Origin of the sequence: Paenibacillus sp. NPDC058071, assembly GCF_042885235.1 — a bacterium.
Classification (GTDB): Bacteria; Bacillota; Bacilli; order Paenibacillales; family Paenibacillaceae; genus Pristimantibacillus.
The window spans coordinates 91,420-110,889 of the sequence record NZ_JBHVSK010000002.1; the positions used below are offsets into that span (position 1 = coordinate 91,420).

Here is a 19,470-nt window from a genome sequence, read left to right on the forward strand (position 1 = left end):
CGTTCGCGTTACACATACTTGCTCGGCAGCATGCCGTAATGCTCCTTGAACAGCTTGACGAAATAGCTTTTATTTTCATACCCGAGCTGCTGCGCAACAAGCTCCATCGTCCGGTCGGAGCCGTTCAGCAGCTCACGCGCCTTCTCCATTTTGCTGCGGGTGACGTATTCAATGAAGTTTTGTCCGGTCTCTTTTTTGAACAGCCGGCTGAAGTAGCTCGGATTCAAATGGAGATGGGCGGCCACTTCCTCCAGCGATATTTTGCGGTCGAGATTTTGCCGGACATATTTTTGCGCGTCAACGATTTCGACCTTCTTGCTCTGCTTCGCTATTTCCTCCATCAGGCCGACCGCTTCTCGCACGAAGCCGATCAGCCAGACGCGCAGCTCGCCAATGTTGCCGATCTGTTCCAGCTCTCGCTGCACCTTCTCGTTCGTATAGTGGCGCGTATCCTTCAGCTTCATCATCGTATCCAGTACGAGCTTGAACACGAAGCGCTTGACGCCCTGCGGCTCGAACTTGCGGATCGAAACAAACTGAATGAACGGCTCGACCGCTTCGGGAACGTCGATGCTCGCCTCCACAATTGCCCGGTTGATTCGTTCCGCGTAATCGTAGTAGAAAGCGAGCGGCTCCTCGTCGTTGAACGTCAGCTTATTCGCTTCCTCCATCGTCACAAATTGCGGCTCCCGCAAGTAGAAGAAGCGTTCCGTCGCCTGCAGCATATGGAGCAGCTGCTTCCTCATGCCCGCGCTTTCGACTTCCAGCTCACCGATTAGCATCGAGTAGCGCAGCTTGGCAATCTGCTCCAGTTTTTGCTGAACGAGCCGGGCCAGCGTGCGCGCCTGCTCGTAGGGGCTGTTTTTCAATTCCTTCTTGCAATTGAAGAGCAGGCAAAACTCCCGGGAAGAGACGCTGATGAAGATCACCTGCGATTCCTGGCCAAGCAGCTCTTCCGCTATGTTCTCGACGATAAATTTAACGGTATCCTCATTCTCATAACGTTTCCACGCCGCATTCACCTCATGCAGTCTTCCGATGACTGGAATAAAGGAAGGCAGCATCGACTGCAATCCGAATCCTCTCAGCTGGCAAAGCCAAGCGGCATTGTCCGATATAGGGGAGACGAGCCAATCACGCAGCCACTGCTCCTTGAGCATCGATTTGCTACGGCTAGCCCGGCTGTGGAGCGTCCGCATTTCGTTCTGCAACCGTTCATCCGCGTCGATTTTCGCTTTCACATCCGCCAGCAGCTCCGTTAACGCCTCCAGTTCCATCGTTTCCTTCAGCATATAATCCTGTACGCCAAGCTGAACGGCCTTTTGTGCATAGCGAAAATCGTCATGGCACGATAAAATAACGAATCGCGGACGGTCGCTGATCGCCTTCACTTCCTTGATGAGAGTGACGCCATCCATCGCAGGCATGCCGATATCGGTCACGATCAAATCCGGCGGCCCTTCCATTCTGCATACGTCCAACGCCTCCAGTCCGTTCGTGCAAACGCCGGCTACACGGAAGCCGTATTCATCCCAAGGCAGCATTTTCTCTAAAAACTCAAGCACGGCCACATCATCATCGACCAGCAATACGGTATGCATCCTCTTCCTCCTCCTGTCTTAACGTGATCGGGAGTCGCAGCAGCAGCTTCAAGCCTGCCGTATAAGCAGCATCGATCTCAATGCCATAAGCATCGCCATAAATCATGCGCAGGCGCTCGTGCACATTTTTCAAACCAATGCCGCTCACCTGATCCCGTTCGCCAGTTCCTCCGCCGGCTGCTTCTGCCGGGGCCTCCGCTTCTTCCGTGCGATCGTTCAGTCGCTCCATCACTGCTACCTTCTGCTCCTCGTTCATTCCGATACCGTCGTCCTGAATCGATATCAGCAGCAAGTGGCCTTGCTTCCAGGAGTGCACCTCAATGCTTCCTTCCTTGTGCCGCAAGCCATGTATATAGGCGTTCTCGATCAGCGGCTGCAGCGTGAACCGGGGAACCGCGGCCAGCAGCGTATCCGAAGCAAGGTTAGTCGTGAATCGGATATTTTCCACATGCCGGAAATTCATAAGCCGCATATATTCTTTAACCGTTCCGACCTCTTCATACAGCGAAATGAATTCGTTGTTGCGGTTGATCGTCATGCGCAGCAGCGTCGACAGCGAGCCGACGATTTCGGCGATTTCCTTCTCGCCCTTCATCAACACGCGCAGCCGAATCGAGTTCAGCGTATTGAACAGAAAATGCGGGTTGATTTGCGCCTGCAGTAGTTCCAGCTCGGCCATCCGTTTCCGGTCCTGCTCGCGCTTGATCTGATGAATCATTTCCTTGATCCGATCCAGCATCCGATCAAACGATAGGCCAAGCCTCCCGATCTCGTCCGCGCCGCGAAACTTGGAACGGGCGTCCAGGTTTCCGGCATCGACGCGCTCGGCGATTTTCGCCAGCTGCACGATCGGCAGCGTTAACTGGCGAAGCAGATAGAACAGCACAACCGAGAAGAGGACGAAGAACAGCACTTGCAGCATAATAAGATCGTTCAGGAAGCCGTTAATATTGCCCGCCGCTTCCTTATAAGGCGTTAAGCTGACGATGCTCCAGCTGCCAATCGACAGCGGATGCTCGACGCGAATATAGTCGCTCAAGTTAGCAGAGAACGCTTCCCCTTTCCCCTCCGCCGGAGCGAGCTCCAGCGAAGATATCAGGCTTCCCCCGATCGCGCGCGGGTCGGTATGGGAAATAATCGTCCCTTTCTCATCCAGCAGCAGCATCGTCTGGTCCGACGCGTACTTGCCGAATATCTCGTGGAATTGCTCCTCCGGCTTGCTGAGAACAATGTACGCTTTACCTGTATTGGCGAAAAGCTGAAAGCTGCGGACGACCGTAACCACCTTCGGGTGGTCTGCGGCGTCCGCTTTCACGTAATTCGGCTGCGTGCCGAGCCACAGCGTCGTATTCAGCGGCTCCTTCTCCATCTGATCGACCCAGAGCTCGCTGTACATATATTTGAGATCGTTCCGATACGTCGAATAGTTTGTAAAATAAAGTCCACCCGGCAGCAAAATCGTCACGTAGGTTTTCCCGCCGAAAAACGGCAGCTGATCCAGCTTTTCTGCTACTGGCTTATATGCGAAAAAATCGAGCTTGCCTTCCGGGCTTTTCCGAAAACCGCTCCAGGCGGTGCGCATCGCCGTCATCATCTCGCTGTCATACTGCACTGTATTGGACGCTTTGAGCATGTCGGAGACGAGGTTGGACACGTACAAATCCGCGACCTCCAGCGACTGCTCCGCTTTGGCGACCGCCTTTTCCTTCAGCTCCGCCCTTGTGTTCAAGCCGGTAATAAGCAGCGTCAGCATGGAGGGAATAAACAGGCAAAGCAAGGCGGTCGTAATCAGTTTTTTGCGCCAGCTCATCGACGAGAGACCCATAGCGGCAAGCTCCATTCGTAGAAAAGGTGAAAGGGATGCCCCAGGGGAGCATCCTCTTTTTGATTCATTATAAAGGGACTACTTTTTGTTTGCATCGATAATTTTTTGCAGGTTCACTTTGATGTTCGCAAGCGTCGAATCGATGTCCGCTGTGCCCAAAATGTATTTTTCCGCTTCAGCAATGTATGCTTTCTCGATGTCTGCAGCATAGGAAGGCGCGTTCGCCGGATTCGGCAGTGCAGAAACGTTCAGCGTGTTGAGCAAGGACGCCTTGTCGATCATTTCCGGCGACTTCGTCGCGCCTACGATGGCGTCGACTTCGCTTGCGACGTCTGCCTTCTTCCAAGCACTCAACTGTTTGGTCAACGCCATGCCTTCGGTGGAGAGGAACCGAATGAACTGATAAGCCGCTTCTTTGTTTTTTGACTTCGACGAAATGACGAGCGAGTCCGCGCCGCCGAAGGAATAGTTCGTGTCGCCCTTGTTGTTCGTCGGCCACGGTGCGAATGCGGATACGAACGTTGCCGGAATTTTATCGGTGCCGCCCGCTTCCGAGATCATCCATGGACCGGTCGGCAGCATCGTCGCTTTGCCTTGGAAGTACTCATCGCGGTAAGGAATTTTTTGCGTCACGATATCTTGGTATGGCGTTGCGCTCTTATCCTCTTGCTCCATGGCGTAACGAAGCTCGAGCGAAGCCTTCATGAGCGGATTGTCGGCATTCAGCGTGATGCCGTCGTCCTTCATAATGCCTTGATCTTGTGCGGAGCTGTATTGACGCAGCAGGAGGTAATCCTTCCACGTGTGGAAAAAGACGCCGTACTGCTTGCTCGGGCCTTCGCCCTTCGTCAGCTTTTTCGCAAAATCGCGGAACTCATCCCACGTCCAGCTTTCCGGCACTTGCAGGTTCGCTTCGTCAAGCTGCGTTTTGTTCATCAGAATGAACCATGGACCGAATTTGCCAGGCAGCGAGTAGCGCTTGCCGTCCAGCTTCATTTGCTCCGCTTTGTATTCGTCCTCGAACTTGACGCCTTCTTTAGCCAAGTACTCATCGAGCGGTTCCAGCATGCCGTTAGCCGACCGCTGACTGAAGTTCGGCACCGAGTTCAGCGAGAAAACATCGAACGCCTCGCCGGAAGCGTACATAACATCGATCTTCTTGATCGTTTCATTCGAATCGTTTTCGACGACCGGCACGTATTCGACCTTGATGTTCGGATATTTTTTCTCGAACGCGTCGATTGCCGGCTGGTAGACCTCGGGCTTTTCCCAGTTCAAAAACTTGATCTTCACTTGCGGAGCGTTCGTTGCCGCCGGTGCCTGGTTTTCCGGCTTCGACGCGCCCTCTCCGTTGTTCCCCCCGTTGCTTCCGCCGCTGGAACAGCCTGCGAGCATTGCCGTCGCCAAGACCGCTGATACGGTCATGGACATCCATCTCTTCTTCATCATTAAGCCTCCCTTTTATAAATAAAGCGGTTTCATTGCTTCTTAAACGTACCATTCGGGTTTCGGGCTTCAAAGCGACGATTTTTACCAATTCCAAACTATTTTTACCCTTTCACGCCGCCAAGCGCGATGCCTTCAATGACCTGCTTTTGTCCAATAACGAATATAATAAGCAGCGGTAAAATCGCCGAAACGGTGCCCGCCATAATGAGCGAGTAGAATGCTCCGCTCTCCGCGGCGAACTTCTGAATGCCGATCTGAACGGTCATCAGCCGGTCGCTGCGCAGAAAGATAAGCGGGTTGGCGTAATCGTTCCATGTCCAAATGAAGCGCAATATCGCATAAGTGGCCAGCGCCGGACGGACGAGCGGCAGCGCGATGCGGAAGAAGGTCGTAAATGTGCCCGCACCATCGATTAAAGCCGCATCCATATAATCCTTGTGCAGCCCGAGAAAGAACTGCCGCAGCATAAATGTGCCGAGCGCGCTGAACGAGCCGAGGAACACTAGACCCAGATGGCTGTCGAACAAGTCGAACCAGCGGAAAATCATAAACTGCGGCACCAAAATGGAATAGCTTGGAACCATAAACGTCAGCAACACGACGCCAAACAGCGCTTTTCTGCCAGGAAACTCGACATGCGAGAATGCGAAGGCCGCCATGGCCGACACAAGCACTGAGACTATCGTCGTCACCACACTCACCTTGATCGAGTTCCAATAATAGAGGGCGAAAGGATGCTCGCCAAACCAAACCTCTTTATAGTTTTCAACAAAGCGCCAATCTTGCGGAATCCATTGAATCGGGTATTTGAAAACATCGATTTCCGGCTTCATGGAAGCCGATAGCATCCAGAAGAACGGAAGGAGGAAGCAGACGCCGACAGCCACCATAAGCAGCGTGAGCGCGGCTTTTCCGATCTGTTTCTTCTTGCGAGCGTTCATTGTTGATTGCATAGCCAGGCCTCCGTACTTAATAATGAACCCATTTCTTCTGTCCGTAAAGCTGAACGAGCGTAATCAGCAGCACGCAGCCGAACAGCATCCAAGCGATGGAAGAAGCGTATCCCGTCTTCAGATTCTCGAACGCCGTTGTGTACAAATAATACGTCACGACCGAGGTTGAATAGGACGGGCCGCCCTCCGTCAGCACTTTAATAATGTCGAATGATTTGAATGAGCTGATCAAGCCTGTAACGAGTAGGAAAAAGGTGGTCGGTGTGACAAGCGGCAGTGTGATACGGCGAAAACGAGTCCACGGACCCGCGCCGTCAATGTCGGCCGATTCGTACAAATCGCGAGGAATCGCGTTGAGCGCCGCCATATAGACGACCATGCAAAAGCCGATGCCTACCCAGATCAGAATAATCATGACCGACGGCAGCGCGTAATGAAGATCGGCCAGCCATTTCGGCGGATTCTCCACCCCTATCGATCGCAGCATTTCGTTGATCGGCCCGTAAGACGGATGGAACAGCAGCTGGAACACAATCGCGACCGCTACCATACTCGAAATGTAAGGCATAAAAAACATCACTTTCAGCAAGCTCTTGCCGTATACATACTTCTCGATAATAACCGCAAGCAGGAGCGCCAAAATCAACTGGACCGGCACGACGAGCAGCAAAATTAAATTGTTCTTCATGGATGTCAGAAACACTTGATCATCGAGCAGCAATTTGTAGTTTGTAATACCGGTAAACCTCATGTTCTTCACGTCGGCGATAAAGCTCCAGTCCGTAAAGCTGAGCACAAAACTCATAAGAGTCGGTATAACCGTGAAAATAAATAAACCGAGCAGCATCGGCGCCGCCAGCACATAACCGGCAAAAGCCTCTCTCTGCTTGCGCTTCGGCCTCTTCGGCTTCGGCAGTGCTGCTGCATGATGTTGCTGTGCTTGTTGCGGACGCTGCCCTGCAGCTTGCTCGCGCATGCGAATCACCTCTTCGTTTCTAGCAGTTTCGTTCTTCTTCTATTTAATCGTTTTAGCGGATCTCCCGGAAGAAACGGATTTGACCGATTCGAAAATAAATTGACCTCCTTGCGCGGCCGGTCCGTCCGTCTGTACGTCTGTATGCAAAAAAGGCCATCCGATGGTTTCCGTCGAATGGCCTTTATTACTGGCTTATCTTCTTTTCTTCAAAGCTAGGCGTTAGCTAAAAGTAGCATGACATAGAGCAGCACCATCGCGACGCCAACCAAGCCCCCGGCAACCGCAATGACGGTTCTCGCCTTGTTTCTGTCCGCTGCCCGCAGCAGTATACGGTAGATCAAGATGCCCGCCAGACCGCCAAGCGTGTTCAGAATCAAATCATTAATATCCGTTACGCCAATAGCGAATGTGTATTGTATACCTTCAAACAGCAGGCTGGCCGCAGCGATAATCGCCAGACTTCTTGCCGCGCCTCTCTTGCCTTGCGGAGCGAACGTCTCCAGCAGCAAGCCGAGCGGTACGAACAGGATCACGTTGCCGAACAGACTTGTCCGATTCGAAGCGGCTGTCAGTTCGTCGTCCCACATTCCCTTGAACGGGATGAGATTGACAGAACGCATAAAGGGATGATTGCCAGTAAACAAATCAAGCGGCGACGCCAACGTTTTAAAAACAATGATTTGGAGCAATAGAAACAAGTAGATAATAATCGTGAATACGAGTAAGCCGTTCGTGAAGGCGCGGCCTTTCTCTCTTTTGTCTTCCATCGTCAGAATAAGTCCTCCTCAACCGCTGCGCGGGATATAAGGTATGTCGGTTACTTATTCTAGCGGCCAAACCTTAAGAATAGCGTTGCTATTGCTAAAGAATTTCTTAACTGCTAGCGGAGCGTCTTCGCGTTAATCACTGAACAAACGCAAAAAAAGGGCTCAAACTTAAAATCAGTGCTTAATGAAAAAGGAGAAAAAGTGAAGGGGCAGAGGGATTCTGGAGAAACGATAGTGGTCGCTTTTAAAGCATGATTCCTACCGTAAACATCTATACAATCAAGGAATCAGGCTTTAATGGCGATCGGAAGAACCCTCTCACCCTCCGCTGCTCACTACTTTCGTCAAATACTGATTTTAAGGTTGAAGCTGAATTTAGCCAGTTGGTTATTACACGTGATAGCTCGAATGTCGGTGCCTGAGCGAGCGGTCATATTCACGATGTGTCGCGTTTCACCGACTCATGGCAGGTTTTCACTTCTGTAAGACGGTTTTCCGGCTTACAGAACGCTACAAAACCCATTTTCGCCTCTGTAAGACGGTTTTCCGGCTTACAGAGCGTTACAAGACTCATTTTTCCCTCTGTAAGACGGTTTTCCGGCTTACAGAACGTTACACGATCCATTTTCCCCTCTGTAAGAGGGTTTTCCGGCTTACAGAACGCTACAAGACTCAAAATGAACCTGCGACCGTGCTGTAAGAACCGAAAGAGCCTTACAGCGAAGAAAATGTACCTCTGTCAAAAAAGTAGACACGCTCATTATGCAACCTGGTGCTGCTCGTAGTAGCGTTTTTCACACAAATGTGGGGTCATGTAACCAATAAAAGAATGAATGCGAATCCGGTTGTAGCAAAACTTGTACCTCTGTCACCGCGCTGTAAGGCTCGAAAGAGCCTTACAGCGTAGAAAACGAGCCTGCGACCGCGCTGTAAGGCTCGAAAGAGCCTTACAGCGGAGAAAACGAGCCTGTCATCGTGCTGTAAGGCTCGAAAGAGCCTTACAGCGAAGAAAATGAGCCTGTCACCGCGCTGTAAGGCTCGAAAGAGCCTTACAGCGGAGAAAACGAGCCTGCAACCGTGCTGTAAGGCTCGAAAGAGCCTTACAGTGGAGAAAATGAGCCTGTCACCGTGCTGTAAGGATCTAAAAGCTCCTTACAGAGTAGAAAATGCTTGAGAGTGAGGTGTAACTTACCCGGATATGCATCTGTAAGACGGTTTTCCGGCTTACAGACCAGCGCTAGCGACTGGCAGCTGATCGCCACCAATAGAAAAGAGCCTCAATTCCCCCTTTACAGCGGAAATTGAGGCTCTTTCTTCTCTCAAATGTCTATGCCTTTCTTGGCGCGGTCGATTCGCGCACGATCAGCTCCGGCTCGATCTGCACGGTCACATTTCCCGTGCTGGTATCGTTAATCGCGGCAAGCAGCAGGTCAACGCCCATCGCTGCGATCTTATCGGCCGGCTGCCGGATCGTCGTCAGCATCGGCCTGAACTCCGAAGCCAGCACCTGATCGTCGAAACCGACGATCGATACATCGCGCGGAATGCGGATGCCTTCATTCAGACAGGCGTCCATGACGCCAAGCGCGATATAATCGTCCGCCGCGAAGATGGCCGGCGGCAGCTGTCCCGCCGCGATCCAATCCATCGCAATCCGGTAGCCGGACGGAATTTCGAAGGTGCCGCGCTCGATCCGGTAAGGTTCAAGTCCTGCGTCGGCGAGCGCCGCCATGTAGCCGCGCTCCCGCTCCCGGCTGCTCAAATAGTGCTCCGGTCCGGCAATATGGGCAATCTCCGTATGGCCGAGGTCGATCAAATGCTTCGTAGCCTCGTAGCCGCCCCTGAAATTGTCGACAATAATAGAAGTAACAAAAGGATTACGTTCCGAATTGTCGATCATGACAAACGGAATATTTTTCTTCGATAAATCGATAATATATTCGTCTTCGTCCTTCGGCGAAAGCGACAGCAAAATAACGCCGTCCACGCGGTCTTCCTCGAACAATGGACGATGGACCGTATCCGCGTAGCTCTTCGCAACCGACAAGGCCAAATAATAGCCGTGCTCGGCCAGCTTGCCGTTAATTTCGTTCACGACGGCGTCAAAGAAGGAATCGTGCAGCGTCGTCAGCGTCAGGCCGATAATGCCCGTCTTGCCCCGCGCCAAGCTTCTGGCCGCGGCATTCGGATGATAATCGAGCTCCTTCATCGCTTGCAGCACTTTTTCTTTGTTCTTCTGGCGGACCGAGGACGAGTTATTCAGCACTCTTGAGACGGTTACGACCGACAATCCCGACTTTTTCGCTACATCAAAGATACTGACCTTCATCACATGGCTCCCGAAAAAAAAGTATTTATTAACGAATACCATATTTTCGCCGAAAGTTCAATTGCGGCGGCAAGAGGGAGAGCGACGGTCCAACGAGTTGCCGCCTCTCTCCCTCCGTTTCTTATTTGTTTACTCTCGCAAGCAGCGCCTTCAGCTTCTCTTCAATACCCGGCAGCGCGTCCTCGACCTTCTGGTCGCCGTTCTCGACGCTCGCCAGCTCATTGATGAACAGCTCATTGATCTGCGAATAGTTGGAGATCAAGTGATTATACGATTCAAAGCCGTATTTGTATGCACCGTCGAACACTTGCTTGATTTGCGCCGGATCGATGCCTTCGAAGTTGCTGTAGTATTTCTCTGCCGCAGCCTGGTTGACCGGCGGGTTGCCGCCGCTCAGCTCGATCGATTTCTCTTGCACTTCCTTCGTCACGAGGAACTCGATCCATTCCATCGCTTCCTTCGGATGCTTGGAATCTTTCAGAACAAAGAGCGGATCGACGTACAGCACGCTTCTGACATCCTTGTTCGGTCCTTGCGGAACGGCGGCTACGCCGACGTTGAAGCTGAAATCGCTGGATGCGGCAAGGCTCCACGAGCCGACGACGGACATCGCGATTTTGCCGGAAAGGAACGGATCGCCAAACTGGCCGGAAACCGACTTCGAGAAGGCCGGCGTCGGCGACACTCTCTCGTCATAAATCAAGCCGTACACTTTCTTGTACGCTTCCACTACTTCAGGCTTGGTCAGGTTGATTTCGGAAGGCTTGCCGCCGTTCGTCCACGTATCGTCGGAGTAAACGTTGCCGCCGAAGTATTGCGGACGCTGATCGCGCTCGCCGAAGCCGAAGTCGACGCCGTATTGCGCTTCGTTCAAGTTTTTGGAATCGACGGTCAGCTTTTTCGCATATTCAAGCATTTTGTCGAACGTCCAGCTTTTGTCCTCATAATCGGACGGCGGATATGGAAGCCCCGCTTTATCAAACAGGTCTTTGTTGTAGAGCATGACCGTTACGTAGCTGTTGAGCGGAATGCCATACGTTTTGCCGTCTACTTTATAGATGTCCATAACATCTTCCGGAATGCTGTAATCAGATGCTTTGAAATCGCCGAGATGCGGCGTCAAGTCCATCAGCATCCCCTTATTGTAGTACTCCATGAAACCGCCATAGCCCCAATGGGACGTCACGTCCGGGCCGTTCTTCGCCGCAATTGCGGATTGCAGCTTGGAATCGAACTGCTCGTAAGGCGCTTTCGTCACCTTCACTTTAATGCCTGGATGGCTCGCCTCGAACTCTGGCACAAGCTTCTCCACGAAGGTTCGGTCCGGCGAATCGATCGTGTAGTGCGTAATCGTCACCGTATCTCCCTCTTTGCCTTCTTTGCCACCGCCGTTCGAACAGCCAGCAGCGACGAGCGAGAACGCTACGACGAAAGTGAATAAGAGCTTGCCTTTGTTTTGCACCATACTCAAAATCCCCCTCATTTTTTCGTTATGATGTATGTGAAAAACTACTTGATGCCGGTAAGCACGATGCCCTGCACGAACCGCTTCTGCGCAATGGCGAACAGCGTGACGATCGGAAGCACGGACAGAATCGAAGCGGCCATCATTAAATTCCACGGCGCAATTCTAAACTTCGAGGACAGCATGGCAGCCATCCCGATCGGCAGTGTAAAGTTTTCTTGCGAATCCAGGTACAGTACCGGAGCGAGCAAGTCGTTCCAGCTCCAAATGAACGAGAAGATGGCGATGGTGGAGAGCACCGGACCGGAAACGGGCAGCGTCAGGTTCCAATAAAGCCGGAATTCGGAGCAGCCGTCGATCCGGCCTGCATCGTATATTTCCTCGGGCATGCCCGCGAAAAACTGGCGCATCAGAAAGATCATATACGCCGAGCCGAAGAAGGCCGGCAAAATAAGCGGCAGCAGCGAGTCGTGCAGCCCAAGCTTCGTAAAGAGCAGAAACTGCGGAATCATTATAGCCGGATAAGGCAGCATCAGCGTGCCGAGCACGAACATGAACATAAGTCCGCTGCCCTTCGCCCGGTATCTAGCGAAACCGAAGGCGACAAAGGACGAAGAGAACACGGTGCCGATCACCGTCGCGATAGCGACAATCAAGCTGTTTTTATACTGCATGCCGAACTTGATCTCCTCGTTCACGAACAGCTCCTTAAAGTTCCCCCATGCAAAATGCTCGGGAATAATCGTCGGAGGAAAAAGCAGCATTTCCTTCGTCGTCTTAAGCGAGGTCGACACCATAAAACCGAACGGCAGCAGCATGGCTATTGTGACGATTAAGAGAATGACAAAACCAATCAGCGGGACAACATCGAATTTTTTCGCTTTCGGCGCCTGGCCCGGGTAAATATTGCTCATCGGTCCTTCCCTCCTTCATAGTAAACGTAGCGATTCGACATCTTCATGATGAAGAAGGTAACCAGCATGACGGCAGCGAGCAATATCCAGGACATCGCCGAGGAGTAGCCGTAGCGGAAGTTTTTGAAAGCGTTAATGTAAATGTTGTAGACATAGAACCAGGTCGAGTAATTCGGCCCGCCCTGCGTGATCGTATAAGCCTGCGTAAACACCTGAAACGATTCAATCAAGCCCATAATGAGCTGGAAAAGGAAGACTGGCGAGATAAGCGGCAGCGTTACGTTCCAGAATGTGCGCATGCGGCCCGCTCCGTCCAGCTTCGCCGCTTCGATCAAGCTCGCCGGAACGCCCTGCAAGCCCGCCAGAAAAATAAGCATGCCCGCTCCGACGCCCCAGAAGGACATAATAATGAGCGCCCATATCGCATACTTCTCGTCCAGGAACCAATGGATCGGCTCCACGCCGAATAGCGACAGCACATAATTGAACAGCCCCGCCTGCGGGTTGAACACCCAGAACCAGAGCAGCGCCATCGAGACGCCGGAAATCATGCTCGGAAAATACATCGCCGTCCGGAAAAAGCCGCGAAACGGTATTTTCTGATTAATCAGCATGGCGAATCCGAGCGACATCAGCAGCGTCAGCGGCACGCTGATAAACGTATACTTCAGCGTCACCCGAATCGAATTCCAAAACTGTTCGTCCTGGAATAGCTCCTTGTAGTTACCCAAACCGATAAACTCCGGAGAATGGATAATGTCATACTCCGTAAAGCTGTAATACAGTGAAGCGAGAACCGGGAATAAAGCGAATACGATAAATCCAATTAGCCAAGGGGAAATAAAAAAATAGAACAACCTTCCCTGACGACGGCTTTCTTTTGTTGACCTCACTAAAGGGTCCCCCTTCTTCGAGCGGTAGGCACTTCTTCATAAAGTTTAAGCGCTTTAACTTTCTGAGGAAAAAAATTTGCCTTTTCACTGCATGAAACTCCGGATGTTCATGATCTTTCCGCAATTGATAAAAGTTAAAGCGTTTAAACTTTCGATTCGTTGAACTTATTATAATCGCAAATGCAAGCGTTGACAAGGGTGAAAATTCAGCTTTTTGAGAACGGTTGCAGCAAGCTTGTTGAACCGCTCTAGGCATGGCTGAACGGTCTGGTAACCGATGAAATTTGCCAATCCAGCCAGTCGCCGCTTACATCAAAAAGACCGTCCCTACAGTGGAACGGTCCCCACGGCGGCTGCACCGTTAAGCGACGACTTACTTCTTGTCGACGTGAAGCAGCGACACGCTTTTACTTGCGTACGCATCCTGAATCGCCGCTTCAGGCAGCACGTTCAACCGGATCAAGCTCGCCACTTTTCCAGCATCGGCCTTGGAAACCAGCCTCCACATTTCCGGATCGGGCAGCGCATCGTACAGCCTCTCGTCGATGAATTCCTTTCTTTCCTGCTGGACGATCTTCACTCTGTACGTTCTCGTTTCCAGCTCGGCGACGCCTTGCTCCTCGCAGTGACGGACAATATCGCCGCGCAGTTCACTTAACTCCTTCTCCAAATCCTTTTGTTTTTGTTTTAATTGATAATAGCGCCTGATCTTCTGATCCAATCGTTTCACGCTCCTTTATTAGCCAATGTATGCGGAGCGGGTTGATTTAAGATCGCAAACGGCCATTTAGGAGGCTCCGATCAGATTGAGAATGAGAGAAGCGAAAGAACTTCAGACGGAATAATAATAGAGTTATGTGATTGTATTTTTATTCATATGTTTGTATAATAATTCAAATCATATTGCTAGGAGGAATAAGCTCGTGCACATTCGCATGCTGGAAGAACTGTCCTTGAATCATTGGCCTCCTCTGTCCACCCTATTCTATGACGGCTGGGCTCTTCGTTTTGCTGACGGGTATACGAAACGATCGAATTCGATCAGCCCGATTTTCGGCTCAACGCTGGACATAGAAGATAAAATCGATTACTGCGAGAAGCTGTATGCGGAACATGGGCTGCCGGCCATTTACAAGCTAACCGCTTTGGCCGAGCCGCAAGACCTGGACAGCCTGCTGGAGAAGAAGGGCTATGCCGTAGTCGATCCCACCTGCATTCAGACGATGCCGTTAAGCGGCATCCGTGAGCCTTCGCGCGGTACAGCCGAGATTGAGTCCCGCCCCAATGCAGCTTGGCTGGACCTTTACTGCCGCTTGAATGACGTCAATGCGAAACACCGGGGAGCGCTCGTTAAAATGCTCGATAACTTGGCAACGAAGGCCGGGTTCATTACCTTTTACGACCAGGACCGGGCTGTGGCCTGCGGCTTTGGCGTTATCGAGCGGGAATACGTCGGCTTGTACGGCATTGTGACGGATAGCGCGTACCGTAATCAAGGCTTCGGCGAGCAGATGATATTGCATCTGCTGCAATGGGCAAAGGCGAACGGCGCTTCCCGCAGTTATCTCGCCGTCGTATTGCGCAATGCCCCCGCTATTCGTTTATATGATAAAATCGGATATAAAGAATGTTATCGATATTGGTACCGGGTGCAGCCGCAATCGGTTGAATAAAAGGATAGGAGGGCGACGCCATGTTGTCCGCCGAGCATTATCTCCAGTTGAATCACCGACTGAACGGATCGAACCGGCTTGGCGTTCCGCAGGAGACGACGCTTGCGCAAATTGCAGACGCGCTTCATTGCACAACTCGAAACGCCAAGCTTGTATTGCGCAAGCTGCAGAACGAAGGCTTGATCGATTGGCAGCCAGGCCTCGGCCGCGGCAATCGCTCGCGCTTGTCCTTCCTGTCCGACAAAGAGCAGGCTCTGCTCGAGCTGTCCCGTCTACATGCTGAAAGAGAAGAGTATAAGCAAGCTTTCGAGTTGCTGGGTCTGTATGGAGACGGCACATCGGCCACTGCCCGCTTCACCGAATGGCTGAACGGGCGTTTCGGCTTTGCGCAAATTCGCGGCGACGGAGACCGCGTGACAGATACGCTGCGCTTGCCGACCGCCGAGCCAATCGTCGGGCTCGACCCGGCGGAATGCTTTTATACTCGAACGGCCCATATGATCAAGCAGCTTTTCGATCCTCTCCTGCGGCGCGACGATACAACGCTCGATACCCTCCCCGGCATAGCGCACGCTTGGGAAAGCAGCAGCGATGCGACCGTCTGGACGCTTCATCTGCGGAAAGGCGTCCTGTTTCATAACGGCCTGGAATTGACGGCGGAAGACGTGGTTTTTTCATTGGAGAGGCTGCGATACGGCAGAAGGAACAGTTGGATGCTTCGTTCGCTTCTATCGATAGAAGCGCCTTCTTTGCGCAAGGTCGTTATCCGGCTGACGCGGCCAAATCGCATCTTTCTCCATTATCTAAGCTCTATTCCGCTATCTGTGCTGCCGAAGGGCTTTGCGGGACAAACGGAAAACGATTTTTGGAAACGTCCAATCGGAACCGGTCCCTTCCGGGTGACGGAATGGACCGAAAAACGATTCGTGATGCAAGCGAACGCCGCTTACTATCTAGGCCGCCCGCATTTGGATCAGGTCGTTATCGTGACGGTTCCTGCACCTCATACTAGCGATTCGCTATGGCAGCGCATTTTGGGTGAAGCCGAAACGAAAGTCAATTCTATCGATCCATTGCAAGCGGCTGTATCCCGTCATTATACGACGCATCTGATCGTCTGGAATCGGAACAAGGACGGTCCTCAGCGCTCAAAATTGCTCCGCCAAGCGATCGACAACCTCCTTGACCGCCGGCAAATGGTGCGCGAGCTGAACAGCCGCGTCACTCATGACGTGAGCGAAGATACGGTTATCCCGGCGGTTGGTTTTTTTCCTCGCAAGGTCGAGGAGGAGGCTGTACCTGACACTGACTGCGGCTGGAGCAGCGGCCGTGAGCAGGCGCAAGCGCTGCTTGCCCAATCCGGCATGAGTCCGCCGAGCGCATTCAAGATCCAGCCGTTATGCGGCAGATGGACGGTCTGCTGCACGCCATTCTTTTCCCCGAGGATGAGATCGATCTGATCGAAACATTCGAAATGAACGGGAGCTTTATCCATGAAAGCTTAACCCCCGAGCAGGAGCAGTGGGTTCAGCAATTCACCGATCGGGCGCTGGCATGCGAGGATGCGGAAGAACGTCGTCAGACGCTGCTTGATATGGAGAAGCGGATGTTGGAGGAGGCACAGCTGCTGTTTCTGTTCCACGGCCGCTTCCAGCTCGCCGCTCCTCCAGCTTATCGCGGCGTCGGCATTAGCCCGCACGGCTGGATCGAATTTAAGGAGGTTTGGCGCGATTAAACGGACGGCAAGCGGGTACCGGAAGGATAATCCTGCCCCGCTTGCGTTAGTCGTCTTTTATCGCACCTCGCCTGAGCAGCTTGCGAACAACGCTTGCAGCCTGCCGCAGCCAGCCTGCCTGGCTCTCTTCTTGCGGCGCGGTTGCGGCGCGAAGCATCCCTTCCCGTCTCGCCCGCACGGCTATTTCTTTTTGCCTCTGTTTCATCAGCTGCTCCATCGCGTAATAGTGATCCCTCATCGTTTTCCCACTCCCCTTACCTCATCTTGTTTTCATTATGAAACAGGAAAAGAACGCTAAAAAGTGTAGGAAGCCGAACCTGAATTTCCCCTTTTATTCCTTACCGCCATTTCCGTGGAAACGCGCCTCATTCCCTTGAAGCCGCACCTCGCTCGTCCTGACGTTTGCGTTTAAAATGGAACCGTTCATCGACGAAAATAGGGGAGGCACCTATGTACAAAGACGAGCAAGTGACGATCCGGCCTATAGCGGAGAGCGATTTGAGCAAGCTCTGGGCTTTGATTTACGAAGAACCCACGCCCGAGTGGAAAAGATGGGACGCACCTTACTACGAGCTGACGCCCGTTACCTTGGAGCAATTTCTCGAGGATAAAGCCTATTTGGTGGATACCGAGCGCCGTTGGGTGATTGAGGCGGACGGCGAGCTGATCGGAACAGTCAATTACTACTGGGAGCATCAGCCCAGCCTATGGATGGAAATCGGCATCGTCATTTACGATCCTTCGTTCTGGAACGGCGGAGTTGGGACAAAAGCGATGCGGCTGTGGATCAACCACTTGTTCCGGCAATATTCGCTTGTGCGCATCGGTTTCATCACTTGGTCGGAGAACAACTCTATGATCCGTCTTGGAGAGAAGCTAGGGATGACGATAGAGGCGCGCATTCGAAAATGCCGCCTTCACAAGGAGAAATGGTACGATTCAATTCGAATGGGCATTCTGCGAGAGGAATGGGATGCACTGTCGTTATAAATGAAATAAGAAAGCGCCAGAATTATGCGTGGTTGTTGAACCCGTGATTCTGGCGCTTTTTGTGACTTCATGGGCATTAATTACTTTTAGGTTTATTTGTTTAACCTCATTTATTTAACCACATCTTTTTATCTAGTTAATAAAATTAATAACAATAGACAAAAAACTTTATATTGTTAATCCCAAAACGTTCTGCTATACTCAACCTCACAGATATGTTAGATAATCTAACATTAACAAAAAGAAAGAGGAGATTTGAGTATGGGGAAACAAAGGTTATGGAAGGTCACTCTTGCTGCATCGGCATTATTCGTATTTAATTCATCGTTTTATGTTGCAAATGCTGACACGAAAATTCTCACAGCTGTGCCGAAGACGCATGTTCTGGCAGCTAACGCGGACAACGTCCGGTGGGGAAATATCGGAAAAGGCGATCCGGTGCTAACGGTTGATTCCGGAGATATTGTGACGGTAGAAGCGATCACCCATCACTCCGGCGATGACTACGAGCGGATGATTCAAGGAGATGCGGGCGTGGAGGATATCTTCCACTGGAACAACCAGGAGAAGAATGAATCGCTGCGCGGACCGGGCGTCCACATTATGACTGGTCCGATTGCCGTTAAAGGAGCGGAGCCTGGAGACGTGCTGGAGGTCAAAATTTTGGATATGAAACTCCGGCCGAACGGCAACGAAAAATTCGCAGGCAAAACCTACGGCGTCAACGTCGCCGCCAATTGGGGCTATTTGTACGGGGAAATGATCGAAGAGCCGAAGAAGCGGGAAGTTGTCACCATTTACGAGATGGACTCGGACGGCGTAACGGATTATGCCACCGCGGTGTACAACTTCAGATGGACCGCACAGACCGACCCCGACGGCAAGGTCCATCCAACGATCGATTATCCCGGCGTAGTCGTCGATCATAGTACGATCGAGAAAAACTTCAACGTGCTGAACGGCGTTAAAGTTCCGGTCCGGCTGCATTTCGGCACGATGGGCGTCGCCCCGAAGGAAGCGGATGTCGTCGACTCCGTCCCGCCTTCCTACTTCGGAGGCAATATCGATGATTGGCGCGTAACCGAAGGCGCAACCATGTATTACCCCGTCTCGGTGCCGGGCGCGCTGCTGTCGGTCGGCGATCCGCATGCAGGCCAAGGCGATTCGGAGCTCAATGGAACCGCGATTGAAACGTCGGTAACGGGAGATATTCAAGTCATTCTTCATAAAAAAGCGAATCTGAACAAAAAGCTGAGCAATCTTAGTTTCCCGTTGCTCGAGAACGAGAATGAGTGGGTTATTCACGGATTCAGCTATGCGAACTATTTGGCCGAACTCGGCGAGAACGCGCAGAAGGAGATCTTTAACAAATCCTCAATCGATAAAGCGATGAAGGATGCCGCACATAAAACGAAAGCATTTCTTATGAACGGCATGAATTTGACCGAAGACGAAGCCTACTCCCTCATGTCGGTATCTTCCGATTTCGGCATCACGCAAGTCGTCGACGGCAACTGGGGCGTCCATGCGGTCGTCGGCAAAGAGCAATTTGGCGAGGCCGAACGGCAGAGTTCAGCACTTCGAACCAGGTTCGAGAGCTTCGGGGCGGAGGTAGGATGGCAGAACGCAACGCAAACGATTACGATCAGCTATAACGGCAATACGCTGATTATGAAAGTCGGAGAGCCTACCGCTACCTTCAATGGAGAAAAGCTGAAGCTCATCGCCCCTGTCCGGCTGGCGGACGGAAAAGCGGTAGTCAGCGAGTATACCGCTACATTTTATCAAGCCAAATTATCAAAAACGAATTAATTGGAACTAGTCGTAACGGCTGTTCGTGATAGAAAAAAGAGCAATGCTAGGCTTCGATAAGCCTGGCATTGCTCTTTTGCGCATAAAG

General features: G+C 51.9%; 18 protein-coding genes. 5 read left to right on the forward strand and 13 right to left on the reverse strand.

The genetic code is table 11. The features are described from left to right. Positions 1-8: 8 nt before the first annotated feature. The 12 genes from ACFVTB_RS03340 to ACFVTB_RS03395 all read right to left on the reverse strand — a co-directional run bounded on the left by ACFVTB_RS03340 (position 9) and on the right by ACFVTB_RS03395 (position 13,893). Complete coding sequence (locus ACFVTB_RS03340; RefSeq protein ID WP_387745150.1) at positions 9-1,601, reverse strand: response regulator transcription factor; 1,593 nt, start codon at positions 1,599-1,601, stop codon at positions 9-11. Further along, positions 1,576-3,426, reverse strand: coding sequence for a sensor histidine kinase (locus ACFVTB_RS03345; RefSeq protein ID WP_387745153.1), 1,851 nt, complete (start codon positions 3,424-3,426; stop codon positions 1,576-1,578). The genes ACFVTB_RS03340 and ACFVTB_RS03345 overlap by 26 nt, the downstream gene beginning before the upstream one ends. Before the next feature lie 78 nt (positions 3,427-3,504). Further along, positions 3,505-4,872 carry an ABC transporter substrate-binding protein gene (locus ACFVTB_RS03350; RefSeq protein WP_387745156.1) on the reverse strand — a complete coding sequence of 456 codons (1,368 nt, stop codon included), beginning with the start codon at positions 4,870-4,872 and terminating at the stop codon, positions 3,505-3,507. 104 nt (positions 4,873-4,976) lie between these two features. Beyond that, positions 4,977-5,828, reverse strand: coding sequence for a carbohydrate ABC transporter permease (locus ACFVTB_RS03355; protein WP_387745159.1), 852 nt, complete (start codon positions 5,826-5,828; stop codon positions 4,977-4,979). A gap of 16 nt (positions 5,829-5,844) precedes the next feature. Beyond that, on the reverse strand, positions 5,845-6,804 hold the full coding sequence (locus ACFVTB_RS03360; RefSeq protein ID WP_387745162.1) for a carbohydrate ABC transporter permease: 960 nt from the start codon (positions 6,802-6,804) through the stop codon (positions 5,845-5,847). Between the two features lie 212 nt (positions 6,805-7,016). Beyond that, entirely contained in the window at positions 7,017-7,571 is a 555-nt protein-coding gene (locus ACFVTB_RS03365) for a VanZ family protein (protein ID WP_387745165.1), read from the reverse strand. Positions 7,572-8,007: 436 nt separating this feature from the next. After that, positions 8,008-8,196 (reverse strand): hypothetical protein, encoded by a 189-nt coding sequence (locus ACFVTB_RS03370; protein ID WP_387745168.1) that lies wholly within the window; start codon positions 8,194-8,196, stop codon positions 8,008-8,010. Between the two features lie 702 nt (positions 8,197-8,898). Further along, entirely contained in the window at positions 8,899-9,900 is a 1,002-nt protein-coding gene (locus ACFVTB_RS03375; RefSeq protein WP_387745171.1) for a LacI family DNA-binding transcriptional regulator, read from the reverse strand. Positions 9,901-10,021: 121 nt separating this feature from the next. Continuing rightward, positions 10,022-11,365, reverse strand: coding sequence for an ABC transporter substrate-binding protein (locus ACFVTB_RS03380; RefSeq protein ID WP_387745174.1), 1,344 nt, complete (start codon positions 11,363-11,365; stop codon positions 10,022-10,024). Positions 11,366-11,409: 44 nt separating this feature from the next. Continuing rightward, on the reverse strand, positions 11,410-12,279 hold the full coding sequence (locus tag ACFVTB_RS03385) for a carbohydrate ABC transporter permease (protein ID WP_387745177.1): 870 nt from the start codon (positions 12,277-12,279) through the stop codon (positions 11,410-11,412). Further along, the gene (locus ACFVTB_RS03390; protein ID WP_387745180.1) at positions 12,276-13,172 is read right to left on the reverse strand and encodes a carbohydrate ABC transporter permease; all 897 of its coding nucleotides are present in this window, start codon (positions 13,170-13,172) and stop codon (positions 12,276-12,278) included. Before ACFVTB_RS03390 ends, ACFVTB_RS03385 begins: the two co-directional genes overlap by 4 nt. 373 nt (positions 13,173-13,545) lie before the next feature. Further along, on the reverse strand, positions 13,546-13,893 hold the full coding sequence (locus ACFVTB_RS03395) for a hypothetical protein (RefSeq protein WP_387745183.1): 348 nt from the start codon (positions 13,891-13,893) through the stop codon (positions 13,546-13,548). Positions 13,894-14,095: 202 nt separating this feature from the next. Here ACFVTB_RS03395 and ACFVTB_RS03400 point away from each other — a divergent pair, with 202 nt between their 5' ends. Genes ACFVTB_RS03400 through ACFVTB_RS03410 form a run of 3 tightly spaced genes read left to right on the forward strand, consistent with a single transcriptional unit; the run spans position 14,096 to position 16,580 of the window. After that, a complete protein-coding gene (locus tag ACFVTB_RS03400) occupies positions 14,096-14,845 on the forward strand; it encodes a GNAT family N-acetyltransferase (protein WP_387745186.1) in 750 nt (249 codons plus the stop codon). Positions 14,846-14,865: 20 nt separating this feature from the next. Continuing rightward, on the forward strand, positions 14,866-16,305 hold the full coding sequence (locus ACFVTB_RS03405; RefSeq protein ID WP_387745189.1) for an ABC transporter substrate-binding protein: 1,440 nt from the start codon (positions 14,866-14,868) through the stop codon (positions 16,303-16,305). Continuing rightward, on the forward strand, positions 16,245-16,580 hold the full coding sequence (locus ACFVTB_RS03410; RefSeq protein ID WP_387745192.1) for a periplasmic substrate-binding domain-containing protein: 336 nt from the start codon (positions 16,245-16,247) through the stop codon (positions 16,578-16,580). Before ACFVTB_RS03405 ends, ACFVTB_RS03410 begins: the two co-directional genes overlap by 61 nt. Before the next feature lie 46 nt (positions 16,581-16,626). Here ACFVTB_RS03410 and ACFVTB_RS03415 read toward each other — a convergent pair whose 3' ends face one another. Then, positions 16,627-16,818, reverse strand: coding sequence for a hypothetical protein (locus ACFVTB_RS03415; RefSeq protein ID WP_387745195.1), 192 nt, complete (start codon positions 16,816-16,818; stop codon positions 16,627-16,629). 212 nt (positions 16,819-17,030) lie between these two features. Between ACFVTB_RS03415 and ACFVTB_RS03420 the strand changes: the two genes are divergently transcribed. Both ACFVTB_RS03420 and ACFVTB_RS03425 read left to right on the forward strand, forming a co-directional pair. Beyond that, positions 17,031-17,570, forward strand: a complete 540-nt coding sequence (locus tag ACFVTB_RS03420) for a GNAT family N-acetyltransferase (protein ID WP_387745198.1) — start codon at positions 17,031-17,033, stop codon at positions 17,568-17,570. A gap of 261 nt (positions 17,571-17,831) precedes the next feature. Further along, the gene (locus ACFVTB_RS03425) at positions 17,832-19,382 is read left to right on the forward strand and encodes an acetamidase/formamidase family protein (protein ID WP_387745201.1); all 1,551 of its coding nucleotides are present in this window, start codon (positions 17,832-17,834) and stop codon (positions 19,380-19,382) included. The last annotated feature ends 88 nt before the right edge of the window (positions 19,383-19,470 follow it).

Bases quoted from the DNA above. Each gene is read 5' to 3' on its own strand.
- ACFVTB_RS03380 (WP_387745174.1), bottom strand. From the start codon at position 11,365: ATGGTGCAAAACAAAGGCAAGCTCTTATTCACTTTCGTCGTAGCGTTC.
- ACFVTB_RS03385 (WP_387745177.1), bottom strand. From the start codon at position 12,279: ATGAGCAATATTTACCCGGGCCAGGCGCCGAAAGCGAAAAAATTCGAT.
- ACFVTB_RS03420 (WP_387745198.1), top strand. From the start codon at position 17,031: ATGTACAAAGACGAGCAAGTGACGATCCGGCCTATAGCGGAGAGCGAT.
- ACFVTB_RS03365 (WP_387745165.1), bottom strand. From the start codon at position 7,571: ATGGAAGACAAAAGAGAGAAAGGCCGCGCCTTCACGAACGGCTTACTC.
- ACFVTB_RS03370 (WP_387745168.1), bottom strand. From the start codon at position 8,196: ATGGATCGTGTAACGTTCTGTAAGCCGGAAAACCGTCTTACAGAGGGA.
- ACFVTB_RS03350 (WP_387745156.1), bottom strand. From the start codon at position 4,872: ATGAAGAAGAGATGGATGTCCATGACCGTATCAGCGGTCTTGGCGACG.
- ACFVTB_RS03415 (WP_387745195.1), bottom strand. From the start codon at position 16,818: ATGAGGGATCACTATTACGCGATGGAGCAGCTGATGAAACAGAGGCAA.
- ACFVTB_RS03360 (WP_387745162.1), bottom strand. From the start codon at position 6,804: ATGCGCGAGCAAGCTGCAGGGCAGCGTCCGCAACAAGCACAGCAACAT.
- ACFVTB_RS03345 (WP_387745153.1), bottom strand. From the start codon at position 3,426: ATGGGTCTCTCGTCGATGAGCTGGCGCAAAAAACTGATTACGACCGCC.
- ACFVTB_RS03355 (WP_387745159.1), bottom strand. From the start codon at position 5,828: ATGCAATCAACAATGAACGCTCGCAAGAAGAAACAGATCGGAAAAGCC.
- ACFVTB_RS03375 (WP_387745171.1), bottom strand. From the start codon at position 9,900: ATGAAGGTCAGTATCTTTGATGTAGCGAAAAAGTCGGGATTGTCGGTC.
- ACFVTB_RS03410 (WP_387745192.1), top strand. From the start codon at position 16,245: ATGCGGCAGATGGACGGTCTGCTGCACGCCATTCTTTTCCCCGAGGAT.
- ACFVTB_RS03425 (WP_387745201.1), top strand. From the start codon at position 17,832: ATGGGGAAACAAAGGTTATGGAAGGTCACTCTTGCTGCATCGGCATTA.
- ACFVTB_RS03340 (WP_387745150.1), bottom strand. From the start codon at position 1,601: ATGCATACCGTATTGCTGGTCGATGATGATGTGGCCGTGCTTGAGTTT.
- ACFVTB_RS03405 (WP_387745189.1), top strand. From the start codon at position 14,866: ATGTTGTCCGCCGAGCATTATCTCCAGTTGAATCACCGACTGAACGGA.